The organism is Rickettsia endosymbiont of Orchestes rusci (assembly GCF_964030945.1).
In the GTDB taxonomy this organism is placed as follows: Bacteria; Pseudomonadota; Alphaproteobacteria; order Rickettsiales; family Rickettsiaceae; genus Rickettsia.
Genome location: NZ_CAXIQG010000004.1, coordinates 1125942 through 1145410, shown reverse-complemented (window position 1 = coordinate 1145410; position 19469 = coordinate 1125942). Strand labels below are relative to the sequence as shown.

The following is a 19469-nucleotide window of genomic DNA, read 5'->3' as shown; positions in this document are numbered from 1 at the left end:
TTTAAGCTATTTTTTGATATTCAAAATATATTTTCCTTACCGCATAAATCCATGCTAAACAAACAAAGGTAAATATTACCATTAAGATCGGTGAGATTGAGCTAAAAGTTGCTGTCGGTATTATAGTAAAGATAATCGATTGTACCAGCCCGCTTGAAGATTTTCCGACCTTAGAACTTATTACGTCGACGGCAGCCTTTCCTTTGGTTTTTAACTCTTTATCAAGCGGTATATACAACATCTCTCTTGACGTATCCCAAATTGAGTATTTAGTGCCTTTGGCTAAAATATTTTGTATTGCGCCGATGGATACGGCAAGAGCAAGGGGAGTCATTAAAATCGCTCCTTCAAAAAGCGATAATATTTGCCGATCAAATACTATCAACATAAAAAATAATATGCCGGTAATCATTATTATAACCGGCGAAATTACTGCTGCGACAAACCAGTTATAGGTACGCATGACATTATTACCGATAATTGTCATTACCATAATAGCGACGCCGGTCCAAAGGATGTATAAGCTGTTAAATTCAGCAAAAGTATTTACCGTTGGGTATAATTCTTTAATTTTTGCTTTCCAGACTGCTTCTACTAAGTTCATCGATAACCCGAAGGCTGCCGAACATATTAGTAGTAACCACAAATATCTGGACTTTGCAATATATTGAAAACTTTTTATCAATCCCATTCTGTCTTTTGTTGACCTACCGCTTTTGGCTTTGGCGTAAAATGTCGGGTTAGTAAATATGTTTTTAGTAATAAATTTTACCAGTAAACAAGAAGCAATAGCTGCAACGGTTACAAGAGCAGTGGAGGTTTGCACAAGAATGATTTTATTGTCGGAAACATCAATAAAATATTTAATAATAGTTTGCTCGGATGCTAAATTCATCATCAGAAAGCCGACCAATATCAATGAAGAATTTCCGAATAAAGAAAAAAGCGTATAAAATCTTTTTGCTTCTTCGGTAGTAGTCAATTCATTAGCAAATTGCCAAAATAATAATACGTAAAAAATATTCGGCCAAAGTTCGGCAAGACTATAATATACTATGTAAGCCCAATTGCCTATCAAGGCTATATACCATTTAAAATGAGGATATGCCTCCATCATTTGTGCTAAATTATCGGGATTTGCGTGAAACAGGTGAATATTCGGATAAACGATAAAAGCAAAAAAAACAAAAAAACCGACAAAGAATAAACTTAAATAGTAAAAAATTTTTTCAAAGGTAAAATGATTAACCATTTTAGCATAAGCAATAACGAATATAGCGGCAGCCGGAGTAACACAGTAAACTTTGGCAAAACTTGCCACTTCTGCGCTAATTTCAGAAATTAATATACTATCTTTAAGAATTCGGAGGATATTTTGATTGAACAAAATGCAAAACATCAAAGCGCTCATAGGAATAAATTTCCCAAGCTCATGACCATGCACGGGCCAAAACATAGCCCTAAATTTACTTTTAAAGGAGTTATTTCTAAATGAAGACGAGGTACTTAGCATTATAAAGCCCTAGGGACAAAAAAAAAACTTAAGCACTTCAAAGGGAAGTGGTGTCACCCCGTGGCTTGTCCACGGTATGACATCGGATCGCTTTGCAAAAATGGTCGAAACACTGTTTTTCCGATCCGCACAACAAGCCTGCACTAGGTGACAATCCCCTTATACTTCTAAATAAACTTGCATATTAGTTTTAAAATGCACTAATATTAAAAGTGCAAAACTTATATAACATATTAGGCTTTTTGTCAAGAATTACTAATTTAAATTAAGAACTTAAAATGCTAGATAGCAATAAATTTCAAGAATATTTTGATCAGTATAATAGTTATTCAAAAACTTACAATTTAGGTAGCAAATATTTAGAGCTTGGCAAAAAAGTAATGCAAACTAGATATTATAGATTGCTGTATTATCCCGCAATGTCATTCCCGCGCAGGCGGGAATCCGGGAAAAATAATAATCCCCATGAATTTGCTTCAGAATATAATAATGAGAAACGAGTTCAGCCTGACAAATTAAGTCCGGATTCCCGCCTGCGCGGGAATGACATAAAGGGGTGGGGGAATGACGTAAAGAGGTACGGGAATGACATCGAGGATATTTCTAAAGTAAAGAAACCTAACAAAACATTCCTTATTGTTCCGTCTATTTTCAATTCGCCGGAAATCTTTTTTTTAAGTCGTGATAAAAATTTTATCGATAATTTAAGAGAGTGTGGGGAAGTTTTTTTAATTGATTGGTCGGAAGTTAAAAATCCCGAATATTTACTAGATGATTATGTACGGCAAGTAATTGAGATTATAGATAAGTTAAAAAAACGCGGTATCACTTCGATTAATTTAATAGGTCACTGTCTCGGCGGTAACCTGGCAATAGCTGCAAACGTGATAGCTCCGGGGAGTATACAAACTTTAACTTTACTTACCACACCGTGGGATTTTTCGCATTTTTTTTATATACGGCAATTCCACCGGTATTTTGACTTAGATTATTATGTAGATAATTTACCGGTAATACCTAAAATACACCTCCAAATTTTATTTTTTCTTTTATTCCCTAACTATTTTAATGTTAAGTTAGATAAGTTTTTTTCTTTAACTTCTTTGAAGGAGCAAGATTTAGCGTTTAGAATAGAAAACTGGTTAATGTCAGGTAACAGTTTGCCAAAAGCTACTTATTACCAAATCATGCAAAATATATTAGACGATAATATGTTTGCAAATCTTAGGTGGAAAATTAACAATACGGTAATTGATCCGGGGCTAATCAATCAGCCCGTATATATTGTAACCGCAAATAACGATCAAATAGTACCGAAATCCTCTATTTTATCTTTGCATCGGTTGCTAAAAGATTCTACACTATTAGAAGTAGAAGGAGGGCATATTAGTTATTTAGTAAATAATAAATTAGTTAAGTTATTTCATTTCATAGGAGGATAGTATGAATACACGAACAGTTTATATAACACATGCAAAAAGAACTGCCGTCGGCTCTTTTTTAGGTGGGCTTAGTACCATTGCAGCACCTCATTTGGGTGCGGCTATAATTAGCTCCGTTTTAAAGGATAGTAAAGTTGATCCGGCTTTAATTAATGAGGTAATACTCGGTCAAGTTATAACCGGTGGCAGCGGGCAGAATCCGGCCAGACAATCTTTAATTCATGCGGGTATTCCGAAAGAAGTTACCGCTTTTACAGTAAATAAAGTATGTGGATCGGGTCTTAAAACGGTAGCACTGGCTGCTAGCTCCATTATTGCCGGAGATAATGAAATTGTTATAGCCGGCGGGCAGGAAAATATGTCGCTTGGACTGCATGGTGCATATGTACGAGCCGGTCTTAAATTCGGTGACGGTAAAATGGTTGATTTAATGCAATATGACGGGCTTACCGATGTGTTTTCCGGTAGCTTCATGGGCATCACTGCTGAAAATGTTGCCAAGCAATTTAATATTACTCGTGAAATGCAAGATGAATTTTCCTTAAAGTCTCATCAAAAAGCAGCAACTGCGCAGCTAGAGGGGCATTTTAAAAACGAAATTTTACCGATAGAAGTTGTTGCTAAGAAAAATACGATTATTTTTGAGCATGACGAGACTGTTAGACCGAACACCACACTGGAAATTTTAAGTAAACTTCGTCCGGCTTTTGATAAAAACGGTACGGTAACCGCCGGTAATGCCTCTTCTATTAATGACGGTGCTGCTTGTTTAATGATAGTATCCGAAGAAGCACTTAAAAAACATAACTTAACTCCTTTAGTCCGAATCGTATCTTATGCCTCTGCCGGTGTCGATCCGAATATTATGGGTACTGCGCCCGTTCCCGCCTCAAGGAAGGCACTAGCAAGAGCAGGTTGGAGCGTAGAGGATTTAGATGTTATAGAAGCGAATGAAGCATTTGCCGCCCAAAGCGTTTACGTTAATCAAGAAATGAAATGGGATTTAAATAAAGTCAATATGAATGGCGGAGCTGTCGCAATAGGTCATCCGATAGGTGCAAGCGGCGCAAGGGTGTTAGTTACATTAATTCATCAAATGAAAAGGATTAACGCTAAAAAAGGACTCGCTACCCTTTGCATCGGCGGCGGTATGGGTATGGCTATGTGCGTTGAGGCGGTTTAACAAATACATCTTCATTGCGAGGAGGTGTTGTTGTGTGGCTCGGAAATTGCCTCAAAAAGGATGTCATTCCTAGCTCAAGGCGGCGTTGTTGCATGGCTCGAATTTTTGATGTCATTCCCGTGAAAACGGGAATCCAGAAAAATACTTTTTAAGTCATCCTGAATTTATTTCAGGATCTACTAAAAGATGCTGAAACAAGTTCAGCATGACATAAATACGGCTAGATTCCCGCCTACGCGGGAATGACATCGGAGGTGCTTTGTACTATCCACGCAATAATGCTTTGCGAGCCGCTGCAAGCAGTGAGGTATAGCGTCATTCATAAAGCTTGATACAAGCGAATTTTTCTGGATTCGCCTGTGCTCACGTACTCTAGTACGCTGCGCAGGCTCACCATTAAATTCATCTTGTCTAAATCTTTCTGAATTTAGCTGTATTCAAGAAAAAAATACTTAATATCATAATTTTACTTAATATAAGTTTATGTACAATCAATCTCTTGAGCAAGTAAAATCCATTTTAGACGTATGGAAAATTATTGAAGTCATCAAGCCCACCAAAAATGAAAATTTAAATAATTATTTTGAACTAATAAAAAAGCATACGGAGCAAGAAGAAAAATTTTATTGCGAGTTAAAAAATCATGAAGCTCTTTTTTTATTAAAAGATGCACCTTTTGAAAGTTTTGATAAGCAAAAGCTTGGTATAGACCTTAATGAAAATGATGTAACTGTTCATTGGAATATTTATTTAGGTTATTTAAAATGGTCAGATGCTGAAATTGATATTTGGAAAAAAGTAAATAAATTACCTGAAATAAATAAAGAAATTCTAGCAGATCATATAAATCAAGATGCTGCAACTATTACGCCGATTGCAGCTTTAATTATTGATGAAAATATGCATTACGTAAAAGATTCAATGATTATTTCTACTGCCGCTTATGCGCTTGGAGAAATAACAAAAAGCAATTTTTGTGAAGAGGATTTTAAAAAATTGGTTAACTTTGATGATATAAATAATTCATTAATACATAGAAGCATTAAAGTGTGCCGAAATTGACTCCGAAGAAAAGGTAATATTAAATGCAAAAAATATTAATCTTATAATTGATTTTTTAATTATGGAGTTATGTCTTGATCAGAAATATTTAATTAACCGCTCTGAAATATGCGTTAGAAGAGTTACGTCATCACAAAAAAAGAAAAAAGAGGAAGAAGAAAAGGAAAAAAGCTCTAATCTAGGATATACGCCGTCTTTAGAAATGTTTAATAGTTTTTTTCTAAAACCGCTAGATTTTGTTAGAAATAATATAGAAAATATTTCCTCTGGTTCTGCAATTGCTAAATATTTAGGACTAGAGGATAAACCAAATTCGCTAGATATTTTAGAGAATTTGGAGGCTTTTAAAAATTTACTTCAGCCAAGCAGAATGCAATTTACTCGCTGGCCCTCGTCACCCAAAAATTCTTTAGCTGCTTTGCAAGCCGCAGCAATTAATTCAATATTACCGGATTCCAAAGAAAAGCTTTTTGCCGTTAACGGTCCACCCGGAACCGGTAAAACAACCTTGATGTTTGATATAATTGCAAATCTCTATATTGAGCGGGCTTTAAAATTATCTCAGTTGCAGCACCCAAGCGAGGGATTTGAAAAACAAAAAAATCATGTATATTCATCCTCGCATAAATCTTTTACGCATAATATAAAGCCTTTAAAATCAGACTTACAAGATTACGGTATTGTTATAGCTTCTTCAAATAATAATGCTGTAGAAAATATCTCAAAAGAGTTACCGCTTTATGCCAAAATAGACCCAATTTATCGAGATAAATTAGATTTTTTTAGTAGGCTTTTAACTGACAAAGATAGTTGGGGTATATTTGCTGCAGTGCTGGGTAATTCAAGCAATAGGAAAGAATTTATTAGTAAATTTTGGTCAATTAGAAGTTATGAAGATAATCAAAAAGCCAAAACTTTTACAATGCGCCAATATTTAAATTTATTAAAGAATAGTAACCATAAAGATCATGCTCCTAAACACTATAAACCCGAATATTGTAATTCACCGACAGAGTTAGAAAATAAATGGAATATAGAGTGCCGAGAATTCAAGGAATTACATAAAAAAATTACCGATATTTATAATGCAATTGATACGGTAATTGTTCAAAATAAGAAAAAAAGGGATATCTTAAATAAATATGAGTATATGGTTAGTGAAGAAGAATATCCGGAGGAAATTACTAAGCTAAATCTTATCCTAAAAAATATTGAATCTGAAATAAATGAAATAGAAAAAAAATTCAAAGGCTTTAGTTTAAAGTTATCTGAAAAAATTCATAAATTTTTTAAAACAAAAAAATATCATCATTTTGAAGAAAGAAAGAATAAATTGGCTTTTTCAAAAGAAATAATTAAAAAGCTTGATTATATTAAAGAGCTAAAAAATATAAAAGAGTCTCTGATTAAACCTATAAAGCTTTTAAAGAATGAAGATTTTAATATTAAAGCCTTTGATGAGGATTCTTTTTGGCAAGCATGGGAGGCTAATCGTAAAGAACTCCATAAAACGATACCTTTTTTTAATGAAAAATTTGAACAGCTTAGATCAGAATTATTTATTAAAGCTACTAAAATACATGAAGTATTTATAAACGCTAACGCCGATAATTTTTGGTGTAGTTTAAATTTATTTATAGAAATTTTAAGTAGACCTTGCGCAGATATTGACCCTCAAATTTGGAACATAGCTTGGCAAAACTTTTTTACGGTTGTACCGGTAGTATCCACAACTTTCCATTCTTTTGATAATATGTTTAAACATTTTGCTCATAATGGTCTTCCATGGTTAATAATTGATGAAGCAGGGCAAACACCGCCGCAATATGCAGTTAGTGCTATTTATAAAGCAAAAAATGTTGTAATAGTCGGTGATCCGATGCAAACACAACCAATATCTATGCTTAAACAAGATTTAATTAAAACGTTATGTAATAAATTTAATATTTCGTTTCCTGATTGGTCACCCTCTAAAGTTTCAGCTCAACATTTAGCCGATCGTAATTCTTTATATCAAACTAAATATAATGATGTTACCGTCGGCTTTCCTTTATTAGTACATAGAAGATGTCAAAATCCAATGTTTGATATCTGTAATAAAATCGCTTATGACAATAAAATGATTTTTGCGGTAACCTTCGTTAAATCAGAACTTAAAGAAATTTTAGGAAATTCTAGATGGATAAATGTTGTAGATGATAGTATTGATCAAGCAAAGCATGAATCTGAAGCCGAATTTAAAAAATTATTTGAATTTTTAAAACTTATTTTTCAGCAAAAAAATCCTGACAGTTTATTAAAACAAATTTATATAATAACTATGTATAAAAACTTTAGTATTTATGTTAAAAAGAATATAAAAAAGAGAATTTTAGAGTTAACTACAAGTCAAGAGCTAATGAAGAAGTTACAAATTTTTTGCGATAAAAACATTGGTACTATACATGCATTTCAAGGTAAAGAAGCCGATACGGTTATTATGTTACTCGGCGCACAACGTTCTGAAGACAAAGGTACTAGAAGCATTATGACCGATAAGCCGAATGTCTTAAATGTCGGTATTAGCAGGGCTAAAAATAATTTATATATTATCGGTAATAAATCAGTGTGGTGCAAGCATACTCATATGCCGGAAATTTATGATATGATTGGCGAGCAAAAGTAAAGGCATTGCTAACTAAAGATAGATATTGTCATGGCTCACCGCTGCAAGCTTTGTTACAATCCAGAAAAATATACTAAAAAGTCATCCTGAATTTATTTCAGGATGACTATTATTTTTCTGGATTCCCGACTGCTCGGGAATAACATAAGGGGCAGCGGGAATGACATAAAGTAAAAATCATAGGGTATATACTGCGCAGCGTACTATGTACCTTCAAAATATAAAGTATAAATCAGTGCAAAAATTTTCGTTTAAATTAAATCATCAACATAACAACGCAAGATGCGGCGTTATTACTACTGCCCACGGGGAGATTCGTACCCCTACCTTTATGCCGGTAGGTACCAGAGGAACGGTTAAGGCCATGTTGCCGGAATCGGTAGCAGATACGGGCGCGGACGTGATACTCGGCAATACTTACCATTTAATGCTGCAACCGAGCGCGGAGCGTATAGCTCGCCTTGGGGGGCTTCATAAATTTATGAACTGGGATAAACCGATATTAACCGATTCCGGCGGCTTTCAAGTGATGTCGTTATCGAAATTGCGTAAAATATCCGAGGAAGGCGTGGCTTTTAACTCACATATTAACGGTGATAAATATATGCTAACTCCGGAGCATTCTACCGAAATACAGCATTTGCTCGGCAGCACTATTACAATGGCATTTGATGAATGTACCCCTTACCCCGCAACATTTGAGCAAGCCAAAACCTCTATGCAGCTAACGAGTAGATGGGCGCATAGATCGCGGGAAGCTTTTGTAAAGCGTGACGGTTACGGTCAATTCGGTATTATGCAAGGAGGGATTTATGAAGAACTGCGCGTACTTTCAGCAAAAGACTTAGTAGATTTGGATTTTGAAGGCTATGCTATCGGCGGTCTTGCCGTCGGTGAAGGGCAGGAATTAATGTTTAAAGTGCTAGACTATGCGCCTGACTTATTGCCCCAAAACAAACCGCACTATTTAATGGGAGTGGGTAAGCCTCTTGATATTATCGGTGCGGTTGAAAGGGGTATAGATATGTTTGACTGCGTAATCCCGACAAGATCAGGGCGGAACGGTCAAGCCTTTACAAAATACGGCACTGTTAATATCCGTAATAGCAAATATGCCGACGATAACGAGCCTTTAGAATTTGATTGTTCTTGCCCTGCTTGCGCAAATTATACTAAAACTTATCTACATCATTTAGTTAAAACCTCTGAAATACTCGGCTCTATGCTCATGACTTGGCATAATCTTACATATTTTCAGAATCTAATGAGCCGAATTAGGGAATATATAAAAGTAGGCAAGAATTTTGATTTTATAGCTTAATGTCATGCCTGCGAAGGCAGGAATCCAGTCTTTTTTACTCTTGTCATGCTGAACAAGTTTTGCGCATCTCTTGTAGTAGATCCTGAAATAAATTCAGGATGACTATTATTTTTCTGGATTCCTGCCTTCGCAGGAATGACATAAAGGGCAGTAGGAATGACATAAGGGAAGTAAGGAAGGACTAGAAATAACATAAAACTGTATTTACAATAAATTATCAATGTTATTATATCAAAAATATTTTATAAGAAGTATCTTTCCGTTGCTTATCACGGTTACTTTTTCGGTAACTAGTTTGGTGTGGATTACTCAAATATTAAAGCTTTTATATCTCTTTGATAAAGGTATAAAAATTACGGATTTTTTTAATTTGATAATCCTAGTATTGCCTTCTTTATTATTTGTTTTATTGCCGATAATAACCGTTATTGCCGTTATTTATACGTATAACGATTTAAAAACAGCCAGGCAGTTAATCATATTGCAAGCCTCAGGCGTAAATAATCTGCAGTTAGCTAAACCTGCTTTATATATTGCACTTATAGTAACATTATTTGCTTACTATCTATCTTCTACTGCCATGCCCTTATCTTATATAAATTTAAAATCCCGTTTAAGTTTTATAAAAAATAACTATATTTCCAATATGATAGAGGAGAAAATCTTTAATAAAATATCAAAAGACATTACTATTTATATTGATAAAAAATTAGCCAATAACATTATGTCCGGCTTAATAGTTTTTGATAGCCGAAATCTTGAAAATCCTTCTATATTATTTGCCGAGTCAGGTACATTAAGTATATATGATAACGATCCGGTATTTGAATTAGATAAAGGAATAAGACAAATATACGATAATAACGGTAATTTAACTCAATTGTCATTTAATGCATTGATAGTAAGGCTAAGTAGCGATAACCCTCTAGCTCACGAAAGAAATAAACATAACCGAGATATTAACGAGTATTATATTAAAGAATTATTACAGCCGGATACTGAACTTTTGACGCAGAAAAAAATCAAATTAATTGCCGAAGGGCATCAAAGATTGCTGTGGCCGTTATATAATTTTGCCTTGACTTTTTTAGCACTCGCTGTTTTTTTTAAATATCCTTACAGTAGAAAATCCACATTAATACCGGTTTTACTCGCGGCTCTTTCGGTATTAGCCGTTACTTCTCTACATTTTACCCTTCAAAATTTTGCTTCTAAAGATTTAAGTTTTATCTTTCCTTGTTATCTTAATATATTTGTTGCTATAGTAATAGGGTTATATTTATTTTTATGCAAGAGTATTAGCTGAGTCGCTAATAAAAGCGTTAATATGTCATTCCCGCGTAGGCGGGAATCCAGAAAAATTATGGTCATCCTGAATTTATTTCAGGATCTACTATTAAGAGATGCGGCAAACTTGTTCAGCATGACAAGAATGGATTCCCGTTTTCACGGGAATGACACCAGCAACACTTTTACCGTTCCACGCAAGAATGATATCAAATTTTGAGTATTTTATGAGTTTTCGGGATTTAACGCAATTTTTAGAATTTCTAGAAAAAAACGGTCAGCTAAAACGTATATCTATCGCAGTGCAAGCTGATTTAGAGATTACGGAAATTAGTAGAAGATCGCTTGTACAAGGCGGGCCGGCATTACTTTTTGAAAATGTCATAAAATGCGACGGCACAAAATCCTCTTTTCCTGTTTTAACCAATCTATATGCTAGTTTAGAACGTATTAGCATGGGGCTAAAATTAAACAGTCCTGCAGAACTTAGAGAATTCGGTAAGTTATTAGCATTCCTCAAACAACCCGAACCTCCTGTATCTCTTAAAGAAACCTTTTCGATGCTACCGCTGGCTAAGCGAATATTTGCGATGTCGCCGAAAACTGTTTCAAAAGCCGAGTGTCAAGAAATTGTCATTGAGCAGCCGGATATTAATATATTGCCTATTCAAAAATGTTGGCCTCTTGATGCCTCGCCTTTAATTACTTGGCCGATTGTCGTAACTAAAGGTCCTAGTAAAGACGCAGTAGATAATTACAATCTCGGCATATATAGAATGCAGGTAATAGCCGGTAATAAGTTGCTGATGCGGTGGCTAAAGCTTCGAGGCGGGGCGGAACATCATAAACGTTGGAAAGAGAGCAAAAAAGAACCTTTCCCTGCTGCTATTGTTATTGGCGCGAGTCCTGCCGTTACTATGGCGGCCGTTATGCCATTACCTGAGAATATTTCCGAATATAATTTTGCCGGACTAATAGGTAATCAAAAAATAGAATTAGTAAATTGCAAAAATATTGCTTTAAAAGTACCTGCTCATAGTGAAATTGTCATTGAAGGCTATGTAAGCCTTGACGAGTATCTACCGGAAGGACCGTTCGGGGATCATACCGGTTATTATAACGACGTCGAAGAATTTCCGGTATTTACTGTAAAAACTATAACCATGAAAAAGAACCCTATCTATTTAAGTACTTATACCGGTAAACCGCCTGATGAGCCTTCAATACTCGGTGAAGCGTTGAACGAAATTTTCATCCCGCTAATTCAACAACAATTTCCTGAAATCGTTGATTTCTGGCTCCCTCCCGAAGGCTGTTCATATAGAGTAGCTGTTGTTTCGATAAAAAAATCGTATCCCGGTCATACAAAAAGAATAATGCTGGGAATTTGGTCGTTTTTGCGACAATTTATGTATAGTAAATTTATTATCGTGGTAGATGAGGATATAAATATTCGTAACTGGCAAGAAGTAATTTGGGCTATAGCAACCAGAAGCGATCCGTCTCGTGATACTACTTTTATAGATAATTCGCCGATAGATTATTTAGATTTTGCGTCGCCCGTGTCCGGTCTCGGTAGTAAGATGGGAATAGATGCAACTAATAAAATATACCCTGAAACTAATAGAAAATGGGGCGAAAAAATAGAGATGAGCCGGGAAGTTATCGACAAGGTTAATAATATGTGGGATAGTTTAAAGTTGTAGTGTTAATTGCCAAAACGTCATTGCAAGGGGCGTTATTGCATGGCTCGAGAAAAGTGCCGTATGTCATTCCTAGCTAAAGGCGGGAATCCGGAAAAAACACTTAAAATAAGCAAAATTATATAAAAATTCACTATATAATTCGCTTAAATATTCTCTGGATTCCTGCTTTCGCAGGAATGACATCAAAAATTCGATCCATGCAACAATGCCTTCGTGGCTTCACCATGACAGTTTGGGTATCCATGCAACAAAGCCAATGCCTTCTCGCAATGATGATCTACACACTTAACACAAATATAAAACAGAACCAAATATATGCATAACATTCCTAGCGAGCAAATAATCAATAATCTAAAAGAAATTAATGATAAATATCAAGAGATTCTCCTGCAGTTAATGCAAGGGAAAGGTAGTATGATACCGAGTAGCTTAGTCGATAGTGACCGAAATAGAGTAATATTCACCAGCATGGTTGAGCAATTTTGGGCAAATCCGGAAAAATTTTGTAACGTTAATGTTGAATATATAGAGAAATTTAGAGAACTTACCTCTAATGCCTGTGCAAAATTTGTCGGTAGCACGGCAAAACCTATATTTTCTCCTGATAATAAAGATAAAAGATTTAAAGATTCCTCTTGGCAAGATAATGCTTATTTTGATTTCGTTAAACAATTTTATTTAATGTCTTCAGAATGCATACAAAAAAATATTCGACAATATGAATTATCACCTAATTTAAAACAACATTTAGAATTTATAACAAAGCAGTTTATCGATGCATTTTCCCCATCGAATTTTGCTTTTTGTAATCCTAAGGTTTTACGTGAAACTTTGGAAAGCGGCGGACAAAATCTTGTGCAAGGTCTTGAGAATTTTCTGAGAGATATCAAAAATTCCGGTGACTTATTAAATATCAATACTACCGATAAATCAGCTTTCCAATTAGGAAAAAATATTGCAAAGACCAAAGGAAAAATTGTTTTTCAGAATGATTTAATGCAGCTTATTTGCTATGAGCCGAAAGATCAAACTCATTCAATGCCGTTATTTATTATTCCGCCCTGTATTAATAAATATTATATACTCGATTTATCTACCCATAATTCATTAATATCATATTTGGTAGAAAATAATTTTCAGCTATTCCTTGTTTCTTGGGTTAATCCGGATAGCGATATGTCGGAAAAAACTTTTGAAGATTATTTAAAGGACGGCTTACTTGCTCCTTGTGAGTATGTAATGAGTCTCGGCTATAAAAAAATTAACTTTGTCGGCTATTGTATCGGCGGAACTTTTTTAGCTATTTTACTTAGCTATTTAAAATCAAAAAAATTGGATTACGTTAATAGTGCTACCTTTCTTACTACTCTTTTGGATTATACTCACCCCGGAGAAGTCGGCGTATTTATTAACGAGTCGACAATAGGGCATATCGAAGAAGATATGAAGCAAAAAGGCTATTTTGACGGGCGATATTTATCGAATAGCTTTAGTTTATTGCGGGCTAACGATTTAGTTTGGTCATTCTTCGTAAATAATTATTTGCTCGGTAAAACACCGATGCCGTTTGATTTATTATATTGGAATGCCGACCATACTAATCTGCCGGCAAAAATGCACAGCTATTATTTACGCAATATGTATCTTAACAATTTACTAAAAGAACCGAATGCTTTGTCGTTACTAGCTACGCCCATAGATTTAAGCAATATCGATTGCAATTCTTTTTGTATTGCCGCAAAAGATGACCATATAGCTCCTTGGCGTTCGGTATATGAAGGGATGAAGTTACTAAACGGTAATAAAGTTTTCTGCTTAACGGATTCAGGGCATATAGCGGGAATAGTTAACCCTCCGGCAACATCTAAATATAATTATCGCACTCATGATGATTTATTGCTTAGCAGCGAAGACTGGTTTATGGCAGCTAAAGAACATAAAGGATCTTGGTGGAGCTATTGGCTTGATTGGTTACAAAAAAATAATAATGTAGAGCTTAAAAAATCGATAGATTATAAAAATCTAACAACTATTGAAGAAGCTCCGGGTAGTTATGTAAGGAATAAAGTACAGCTAAATTCATAAAGCTTGATACAAGCGAATTTTTCTGGATTTGCCTGTACTCACGTACTGTTGCGTGGCTCGATAAAAGCAGCAGTATGTCATTCCTGCGAAAGCAGGAATCCAGTAAAACATATAAAAAACTTGTTTTTTATATGTTTATTTTATCAAATATATAATTTTTGTACTAATATTAAGGTTATTCTTTCTGGATTCCTGCTTTCGCAGGAATGACATCGGAGCCATGCAACAACGCCTTCCTGCGAAGGCGGGAATCCAGTCTTTTCTTTGTCATCCCGAATTTATTTCGGGATCTTTTTTTAGTAGATGCTGAAACAAGTTCAGCATGACAAAGTAAAGTCTGGATTCCCGTTTTCACGGGAATGACATCAAAATACGATCCACACAACAATATCCCGCTATAGCTTAAAATATAATTATTTATAAAATCTAATGAGAAAAAAAAGAAACGCTAGGAAATTTACTGAAATAGTAATTATCTTCATTTTAGGAATTGCTCTCGGTTCTTACTTAGAAAATCCTGATTATTTTACCGATCTATTTCAAGCGAATTTTTCTCCACCCAATAATATAATTAAATCGACTTTACTTGATACTCACCAAGAAACAAGTAATGAAAGACCACCCGACTATAAAATATCACAAATCTCAAAAGGTAAAGTCAGTACCTGCTTTACGCCTCCCTCCGGTTGCACTAAATTTATAGCGAGTGAAATTGATAAAGCGCAAAGCTCTATTTATATGCAGGCATACGGTATGAGCGACCCTTTAATTACCGACGCTTTAATTAAGGCACAAGCTAGAGGGGTTAAAGTCAGGATGTTACTCGATCGAAGCAATTTGAAGCAAAAATTTTCTAAAATACATGAATTACAAAGAGCAAAAATTGATGTCGGCATAGATAAGGTACCAGGCATTGCTCATAATAAAGTGATAATTATCGATAAGCAAAAAGTCATTACCGGCTCGTTTAATTTTACCGTATCGGCCGATACGAGAAATGCCGAGAATGTTATAGTTATTGAAGATGCTAAGCTCGCTGAGTCTTATTTACAAAACTGGTTAAGCAGAAAAGCAAAAAATCAGAGTAATTGATATAAACCTTATATACAGAATCGATAATAAATATGCACAAAAGAGCTAAAATTTATTTATGTGCGTAAATTTCTCTGGATATTATATTGCACATAATATATAAATGTTATTTATGTGCTAAATTATAAATTTCGGTATAGTTATGGCTAACTTTGTCGGTAGAACAAATGAACTAAAAACACTAAATTCTTTATTTATTAAACAAAGTGCTAGTTTAGTTGTCATAAAAGGCAGAAGGCGTATCGGTAAAAGTAGGTTAGTTGAAGAATTTGCAAAAAATAAAAAATTTATTCGTTTTTCCGGTATTCCTCCTACCGACAATGTTACAGACCAATCTGAGCGTGATGTTTTTGCTAAACAGTTAGGAACACAATTTGGTTTACCTGGATTAACCGCAACGGACTGGGCTGATCTTTTTACTTTACTTTCTAAGCAAGCACTAGAAGGAAGAGTCATTATTTTATTTGATGAAATTTCTTGGATGGCTTCCAGGGACGCTACTTTTTTAGGCAAATTAAAAAATGCTTGGGATTTAGAATTTAGTAAAAACCCTCAGCTAATTTTAATTCTTTGTGGTTCGGTATCAACGTGGATTCAACAAAATATAATTAGTAGTACGGCATTTTTCGGTCGCATATCTCTATACATAAATCTTGAGGAATTACCATTAAAGGATTGTAATAATTTTCTTGAAATACAAGGTTTTAAAGGATCAGTATATGAGAAATTTAAAATATTTTCTACTATAGGAGGTATTCCTTGGTATCTTGAACATATTCAGCCAAAACTTAACGCTGATGAAAATATTAAAAATTTATGTTTTAGATCAACGGGAATTCTATTTAATGAATTTGATTTAATATTTTATGATTTATTTGGTAAAAAAGGTGAAATTTATAAAAAAATAATTGAATTATTAGCAAAAGGCACACTTGAATTTAACGAGATTTGCAGGCAATTAAATTATAGTAAAAGTGGAGTATTAAGTGAATATCTTGATGATTTAATCGAAGCCGCTTTTATTACAAGAGATTTTACTTGGATTATTAAAACCGGTAAAGAATCCAGATTAAGCCATTTTCGTCTTAGTGATAATTACTTACGCTTTTATCTTAAATATATAGTTCGTAATAAAAATAAAATTCTTACACATGGATTTGAAAATATTTCAATGGCAACATTTCCGGAATGGGACACAATTATGGGTTTGCAGTTTGAAAATCTAATATTAAGAAATCGTATAAAAATCAAAGAATTTCTTGGTATAAAAGCGGAAGATATTGTGGCTGATAATCCTTTTTTTCAACGAAAAACATTGAAGCAAGCCGGATGCCAGATTGATTACCTTATTCAAACACGTTTTAACGTATTATTTATTTGTGAAATAAAATTCTCGAAACGGGAGATAAAATCAAATGTTATTAAAGAGGTGCAGGAAAAAGTTGATAGAATGATCTTGCCGAAAGGTTTTGCTTGTTGTCCGGTGCTAATTCATGTTAACGGCGTAGAAGAAACAGTAATTGAAAAGCGTTATTTTCGTGAAATCATTGATTTCAGCGAATTATTATAAATAATCGTCATTGCGAGTTACAACAGGCGTTGTTGTATGGCTCATAATTTACCGCATTATAGTTATTACAAGTATGGTGTCATGCCACGGCATGACACCGAATGCTTTGCAAAAATTCGAGCCATGCAACAACGCCTTTGGTCGCTCGCAATGACGATTCCGGTATCCATGCAACAAGGCTTACAGCTTCTCGCAATGATATTTCAAGCTACAATACTATTACTTAGCTATAATATTCCTTACCGATTTCAATTTTCGGACGGTTGTTAGTTACCCGCCAGTCATTAGTATCACGAAAAGAAAAGATGCAACCACAAAATTCCTGCTTATAAAAATTTTCTTCTTTGGCAATTTCGTACATTCTACTACTACCGCCGTCTTTGCGCCAATTATACGTCCAATAAGTAATGCCTTCGTAATGTGAGGCAGCTTTAATACCGGATTCGTTAATCTGATTCATATCCTTCCATCTCGAAATCCCAAGCGAGCTAGTGATAACCTTAAAATCGTTTTCATAAGCATAAAGGGCAGTACGCTCAAAACGCATATCGAAACACATACTGCAGCGCTTACCTCTTTCCGGTTCGTATTCCATTCCTTTAGCCCTAGCAAACCAATTTTGTGGATCGTAATCGGCATCAATAAATTTTATATTGTTCTTTTCCGCAAAGCGAATATTTTCATTTTTTCTTAACTCATATTCTTTTTTAGGATGGATATTGGGATTATAGAAAAAAATAGTTAAATCAATTCCTGACTTTGCTATTTTTTCCATAAGAGGTCCGACGCAAGGCGCGCAACAAGAATGCAAAAGAACTTTATTTTCTCCTTTCGGTAACTCAAAAACTTCACTCATGACTCTATCAAACTTTTTTTATAGGTTTCTTTGTAAAACCGCAGAATTATAGAAGATAATAATGCCAGCGCAATTAAATAATATGAAATTGCATATTTGTCACCGGTGAATTTTGTGAGCATCATACCCATTACCGGTGCAGTGCCGCCGAATATTGCCGCCGCTAAATTATAGGAAAGTGCAACTCCCGTAAATCTTACGCTGGTCGGGAATATTTCCACTAGCACGGTTGGAATGGGTCCCATATAAATAGCAATAATTCCGGCAAATACTATTTGTGACAGAAGAGCCAGGCAGAAATTCATTGATCCCAAACATATAAAAATCGGATAAACAAGTAAGATCATTAAGACAATTCCCCATATTAATACAGGACGTCGACCGATTTTATCGGAAATATAAGCAGCAATAGGAAATACAACCATCATAGTCACGAGTATTGCGCTGCTAACGATTGAGCTTTGATGATTACTATACCCAAGCGTTTTCATGAAATTACCGATAAAAACCGTTGAGGTATAAAAAGGTGCCGTTACCGTAATATAAAGACCGATTGCTATAATCAATTCTCGCCAATATTTAGTTAGTGTTTCCCGAAGAGGGAAACGTGCTAAACGCCCACTTTCTTTGGCTTTTTTATAGATTGGACTTTCCGATAAATTTTTTCTAATATATAGCCCTACTAAACTGATAAATAAACCGGCAATAAAAGGTATCCTCCAACCCCAATTATAAAGAATATCGGGAGGCATAAAGTAAGAGAAACCGGCAGCCGTAGCAAGACCAAGGAGCATACCGGCACACATACTAACGAAAGAAGCGCTACCTGCAAGCCCTCTTTGTTCTAAAGATGCATGTTCTACAATATAAGAGATACAGCCGCTAAATTCTCCGCCGAGAGAAAAACCTTGTATTAATCTAATAACGGTTAAGATTATAGGAGCAGCAATACCGATAGTATTATAACCGGGTAATAACCCGATGCCGGCGGTCGGTACCGCCATTGTTATAATACCTACTACTAAAGCAATACGCCGACCGAATCTATCACCGATATTGCCGAAAATAATTCCGCCGAGCGGTCTTACTATAAAGCCGGCGGCAAACACGGCAAAAGTTAGTGTTTCACGCATTTCTGAATCAGGAAAAAAATGCTGACCGATTATATAAGCAAATTGAGCATATAATGCATAATCATACCATTCAAGGGCATTGCCGATCATGCCGGATATTACGATCTTTCTCATCAAGTTACTTTGTATTTTATATATCTCAAATAAAGAATAATAAAGTTAATAATCCCTATTCACAAGCAAAAAATAGTTGATATAATATGATTATTGTCGGGTAAGCCATTGAATCCCTTGTCATTGTCATTGCGAGGCGGTATTGGCATTGTTGCATGGATCGAAAATTGCTATATTTCGGGTATTCTTTAAAAGTACCGTGGTGTGTCATACCGTGGTCAAGCCCACTACTGTACGAACGTTGAAATAAAGAGGTAAAAATTCTGTCATTCCGTGGCTACGACCACGGAATCCAGCTTATAATATCATAAAAAGATTCTAAAATAAGTCTAATACGGCTTTATTTTCCTGGATGCCGTGATCAAGTCACGGCATGACACAGCCTTTTTTCAACGTTCGTACAGTACAGGGTCAAGCCACGGAATGACAAGTTTTAAGCG

General features: G+C 34.9%; 18 protein-coding genes. 13 read left to right on the top strand and 5 right to left on the bottom strand.

Features of this window, described 5'->3' with window-relative positions; genetic code table 11:
- Position 1: 1 nt before the first annotated feature.
- Complete coding sequence (gene tlc5 / locus AAHM91_RS10220) at positions 2-1513, bottom strand: GTP/GDP exchange transporter Tlc5 (RefSeq protein ID WP_341793456.1); 1512 nt, start codon at positions 1511-1513, stop codon at positions 2-4.
- Positions 1514-1791: 278 nt separating this feature from the next.
- On the opposite strand from tlc5, the gene AAHM91_RS10215 reads away from it, so the two are divergent.
- From AAHM91_RS10215 to tgt, 5 genes are all read left to right on the top strand, one after another.
- Entirely contained in the window at positions 1792-2955 is a 1164-nt protein-coding gene (locus tag AAHM91_RS10215) for an alpha/beta fold hydrolase (protein ID WP_342270695.1), read from the top strand.
- Position 2956: 1 nt separating this feature from the next.
- Positions 2957-4138: an acetyl-CoA C-acetyltransferase gene (locus AAHM91_RS10210; protein WP_342270694.1), complete on the top strand. Its 1182-nt coding sequence runs from the start codon at positions 2957-2959 to the stop codon at positions 4136-4138.
- 483 nt (positions 4139-4621) lie between these two features.
- Positions 4622-5200 carry a hypothetical protein gene (locus AAHM91_RS10200; protein WP_342270693.1) on the top strand — a complete coding sequence of 193 codons (579 nt, stop codon included), beginning with the start codon at positions 4622-4624 and terminating at the stop codon, positions 5198-5200.
- Between the two features lie 61 nt (positions 5201-5261).
- Positions 5262-7865, top strand: coding sequence for a DEAD/DEAH box helicase (locus tag AAHM91_RS10195; RefSeq protein ID WP_342270692.1), 2604 nt, complete (start codon positions 5262-5264; stop codon positions 7863-7865).
- 235 nt (positions 7866-8100) lie between these two features.
- Complete coding sequence (tgt, locus tag AAHM91_RS10190) at positions 8101-9186, top strand: tRNA guanosine(34) transglycosylase Tgt (protein ID WP_342270691.1); 1086 nt, start codon at positions 8101-8103, stop codon at positions 9184-9186.
- 2 nt (positions 9187-9188) lie between these two features.
- Here the strand turns inward: tgt and AAHM91_RS10185 are convergent, their stop codons facing one another.
- Complete coding sequence (locus AAHM91_RS10185; protein WP_342270690.1) at positions 9189-9380, bottom strand: hypothetical protein; 192 nt, start codon at positions 9378-9380, stop codon at positions 9189-9191.
- Between the two features lie 26 nt (positions 9381-9406).
- Here AAHM91_RS10185 and AAHM91_RS10180 point away from each other — a divergent pair, with 26 nt between their 5' ends.
- The 5 genes from AAHM91_RS10180 to AAHM91_RS10160 all read left to right on the top strand — a co-directional run bounded on the left by AAHM91_RS10180 (position 9407) and on the right by AAHM91_RS10160 (position 14474).
- Complete coding sequence (locus AAHM91_RS10180; RefSeq protein WP_253308193.1) at positions 9407-10492, top strand: LptF/LptG family permease; 1086 nt, start codon at positions 9407-9409, stop codon at positions 10490-10492.
- A gap of 21 nt (positions 10493-10513) precedes the next feature.
- A complete protein-coding gene (locus tag AAHM91_RS10175) occupies positions 10514-10693 on the top strand; it encodes a hypothetical protein (RefSeq protein WP_342270689.1) in 180 nt (59 codons plus the stop codon).
- A gap of 7 nt (positions 10694-10700) precedes the next feature.
- Complete coding sequence (locus AAHM91_RS10170; RefSeq protein ID WP_342270776.1) at positions 10701-12179, top strand: UbiD family decarboxylase; 1479 nt, start codon at positions 10701-10703, stop codon at positions 12177-12179.
- Between the two features lie 315 nt (positions 12180-12494).
- Entirely contained in the window at positions 12495-14264 is a 1770-nt protein-coding gene (locus tag AAHM91_RS10165) for a PHA/PHB synthase family protein (protein ID WP_342270688.1), read from the top strand.
- Between the two features lie 3 nt (positions 14265-14267).
- Positions 14268-14474, top strand: coding sequence for a hypothetical protein (locus AAHM91_RS10160; RefSeq protein ID WP_342270687.1), 207 nt, complete (start codon positions 14268-14270; stop codon positions 14472-14474).
- On the opposite strand, the gene AAHM91_RS10155 is transcribed toward AAHM91_RS10160, so the two are convergent.
- Complete coding sequence (locus AAHM91_RS10155; protein ID WP_342270686.1) at positions 14440-14649, bottom strand: hypothetical protein; 210 nt, start codon at positions 14647-14649, stop codon at positions 14440-14442. The two genes, AAHM91_RS10160 and AAHM91_RS10155, sit on opposite strands and share 35 nt — an antisense overlap.
- Positions 14650-14693: 44 nt before the next feature.
- Here AAHM91_RS10155 and AAHM91_RS10150 point away from each other — a divergent pair, with 44 nt between their 5' ends.
- The 3 genes from AAHM91_RS10150 to AAHM91_RS10140 all read left to right on the top strand — a co-directional run bounded on the left by AAHM91_RS10150 (position 14694) and on the right by AAHM91_RS10140 (position 17196).
- On the top strand, positions 14694-15356 hold the full coding sequence (locus AAHM91_RS10150; protein ID WP_342270685.1) for a phospholipase D family nuclease: 663 nt from the start codon (positions 14694-14696) through the stop codon (positions 15354-15356).
- Between the two features lie 142 nt (positions 15357-15498).
- A complete protein-coding gene (locus AAHM91_RS10145) occupies positions 15499-16926 on the top strand; it encodes an AAA family ATPase (RefSeq protein WP_342270684.1) in 1428 nt (475 codons plus the stop codon).
- A 36-nt stretch (positions 16927-16962) separates the two neighbouring features.
- A complete protein-coding gene (locus AAHM91_RS10140; protein ID WP_342270683.1) occupies positions 16963-17196 on the top strand; it encodes a hypothetical protein in 234 nt (77 codons plus the stop codon).
- Here the strand turns inward: AAHM91_RS10140 and AAHM91_RS10135 are convergent.
- Positions 17150-17782 (bottom strand): epoxyqueuosine reductase QueH, encoded by a 633-nt coding sequence (locus AAHM91_RS10135; RefSeq protein ID WP_342270682.1) that lies wholly within the window; start codon positions 17780-17782, stop codon positions 17150-17152. The genes AAHM91_RS10140 and AAHM91_RS10135 overlap by 47 nt on opposite strands.
- Positions 17779-19029: a metabolite/H+ symporter gene (locus tag AAHM91_RS10130; RefSeq protein WP_253308188.1), complete on the bottom strand. Its 1251-nt coding sequence runs from the start codon at positions 19027-19029 to the stop codon at positions 17779-17781. The genes AAHM91_RS10135 and AAHM91_RS10130 overlap by 4 nt, the downstream gene beginning before the upstream one ends.
- Positions 19030-19469 lie beyond the last annotated feature (440 nt).

What these genes read in the sequence shown, in the direction of transcription:
- tlc5 (WP_341793456.1), bottom strand. Translation starts at nt 1,513, where the DNA reads ATGCTAAGTACCTCGTCTTCATTTAGAAATAACTCCTTTAAAAGTAAA.
- AAHM91_RS10215 (WP_342270695.1), top strand. Translation starts at nt 1,792, where the DNA reads ATGCTAGATAGCAATAAATTTCAAGAATATTTTGATCAGTATAATAGT.
- AAHM91_RS10210 (WP_342270694.1), top strand. Translation starts at nt 2,957, where the DNA reads ATGAATACACGAACAGTTTATATAACACATGCAAAAAGAACTGCCGTC.
- AAHM91_RS10200 (WP_342270693.1), top strand. Translation starts at nt 4,622, where the DNA reads ATGTACAATCAATCTCTTGAGCAAGTAAAATCCATTTTAGACGTATGG.
- AAHM91_RS10195 (WP_342270692.1), top strand. Translation starts at nt 5,262, where the DNA reads ATGGAGTTATGTCTTGATCAGAAATATTTAATTAACCGCTCTGAAATA.
- AAHM91_RS10185 (WP_342270690.1), bottom strand. Translation starts at nt 9,380, where the DNA reads ATGTTATTTCTAGTCCTTCCTTACTTCCCTTATGTCATTCCTACTGCC.
- AAHM91_RS10180 (WP_253308193.1), top strand. Translation starts at nt 9,407, where the DNA reads ATGTTATTATATCAAAAATATTTTATAAGAAGTATCTTTCCGTTGCTT.
- AAHM91_RS10175 (WP_342270689.1), top strand. Translation starts at nt 10,514, where the DNA reads ATGTCATTCCCGCGTAGGCGGGAATCCAGAAAAATTATGGTCATCCTG.
- AAHM91_RS10170 (WP_342270776.1), top strand. Translation starts at nt 10,701, where the DNA reads ATGAGTTTTCGGGATTTAACGCAATTTTTAGAATTTCTAGAAAAAAAC.
- AAHM91_RS10165 (WP_342270688.1), top strand. Translation starts at nt 12,495, where the DNA reads ATGCATAACATTCCTAGCGAGCAAATAATCAATAATCTAAAAGAAATT.
- AAHM91_RS10150 (WP_342270685.1), top strand. Translation starts at nt 14,694, where the DNA reads ATGAGAAAAAAAAGAAACGCTAGGAAATTTACTGAAATAGTAATTATC.
- AAHM91_RS10145 (WP_342270684.1), top strand. Translation starts at nt 15,499, where the DNA reads ATGGCTAACTTTGTCGGTAGAACAAATGAACTAAAAACACTAAATTCT.
- AAHM91_RS10140 (WP_342270683.1), top strand. Translation starts at nt 16,963, where the DNA reads ATGGCTCATAATTTACCGCATTATAGTTATTACAAGTATGGTGTCATG.
- AAHM91_RS10135 (WP_342270682.1), bottom strand. Translation starts at nt 17,782, where the DNA reads ATGAGTGAAGTTTTTGAGTTACCGAAAGGAGAAAATAAAGTTCTTTTG.
- AAHM91_RS10130 (WP_253308188.1), bottom strand. Translation starts at nt 19,029, where the DNA reads ATGAGAAAGATCGTAATATCCGGCATGATCGGCAATGCCCTTGAATGG.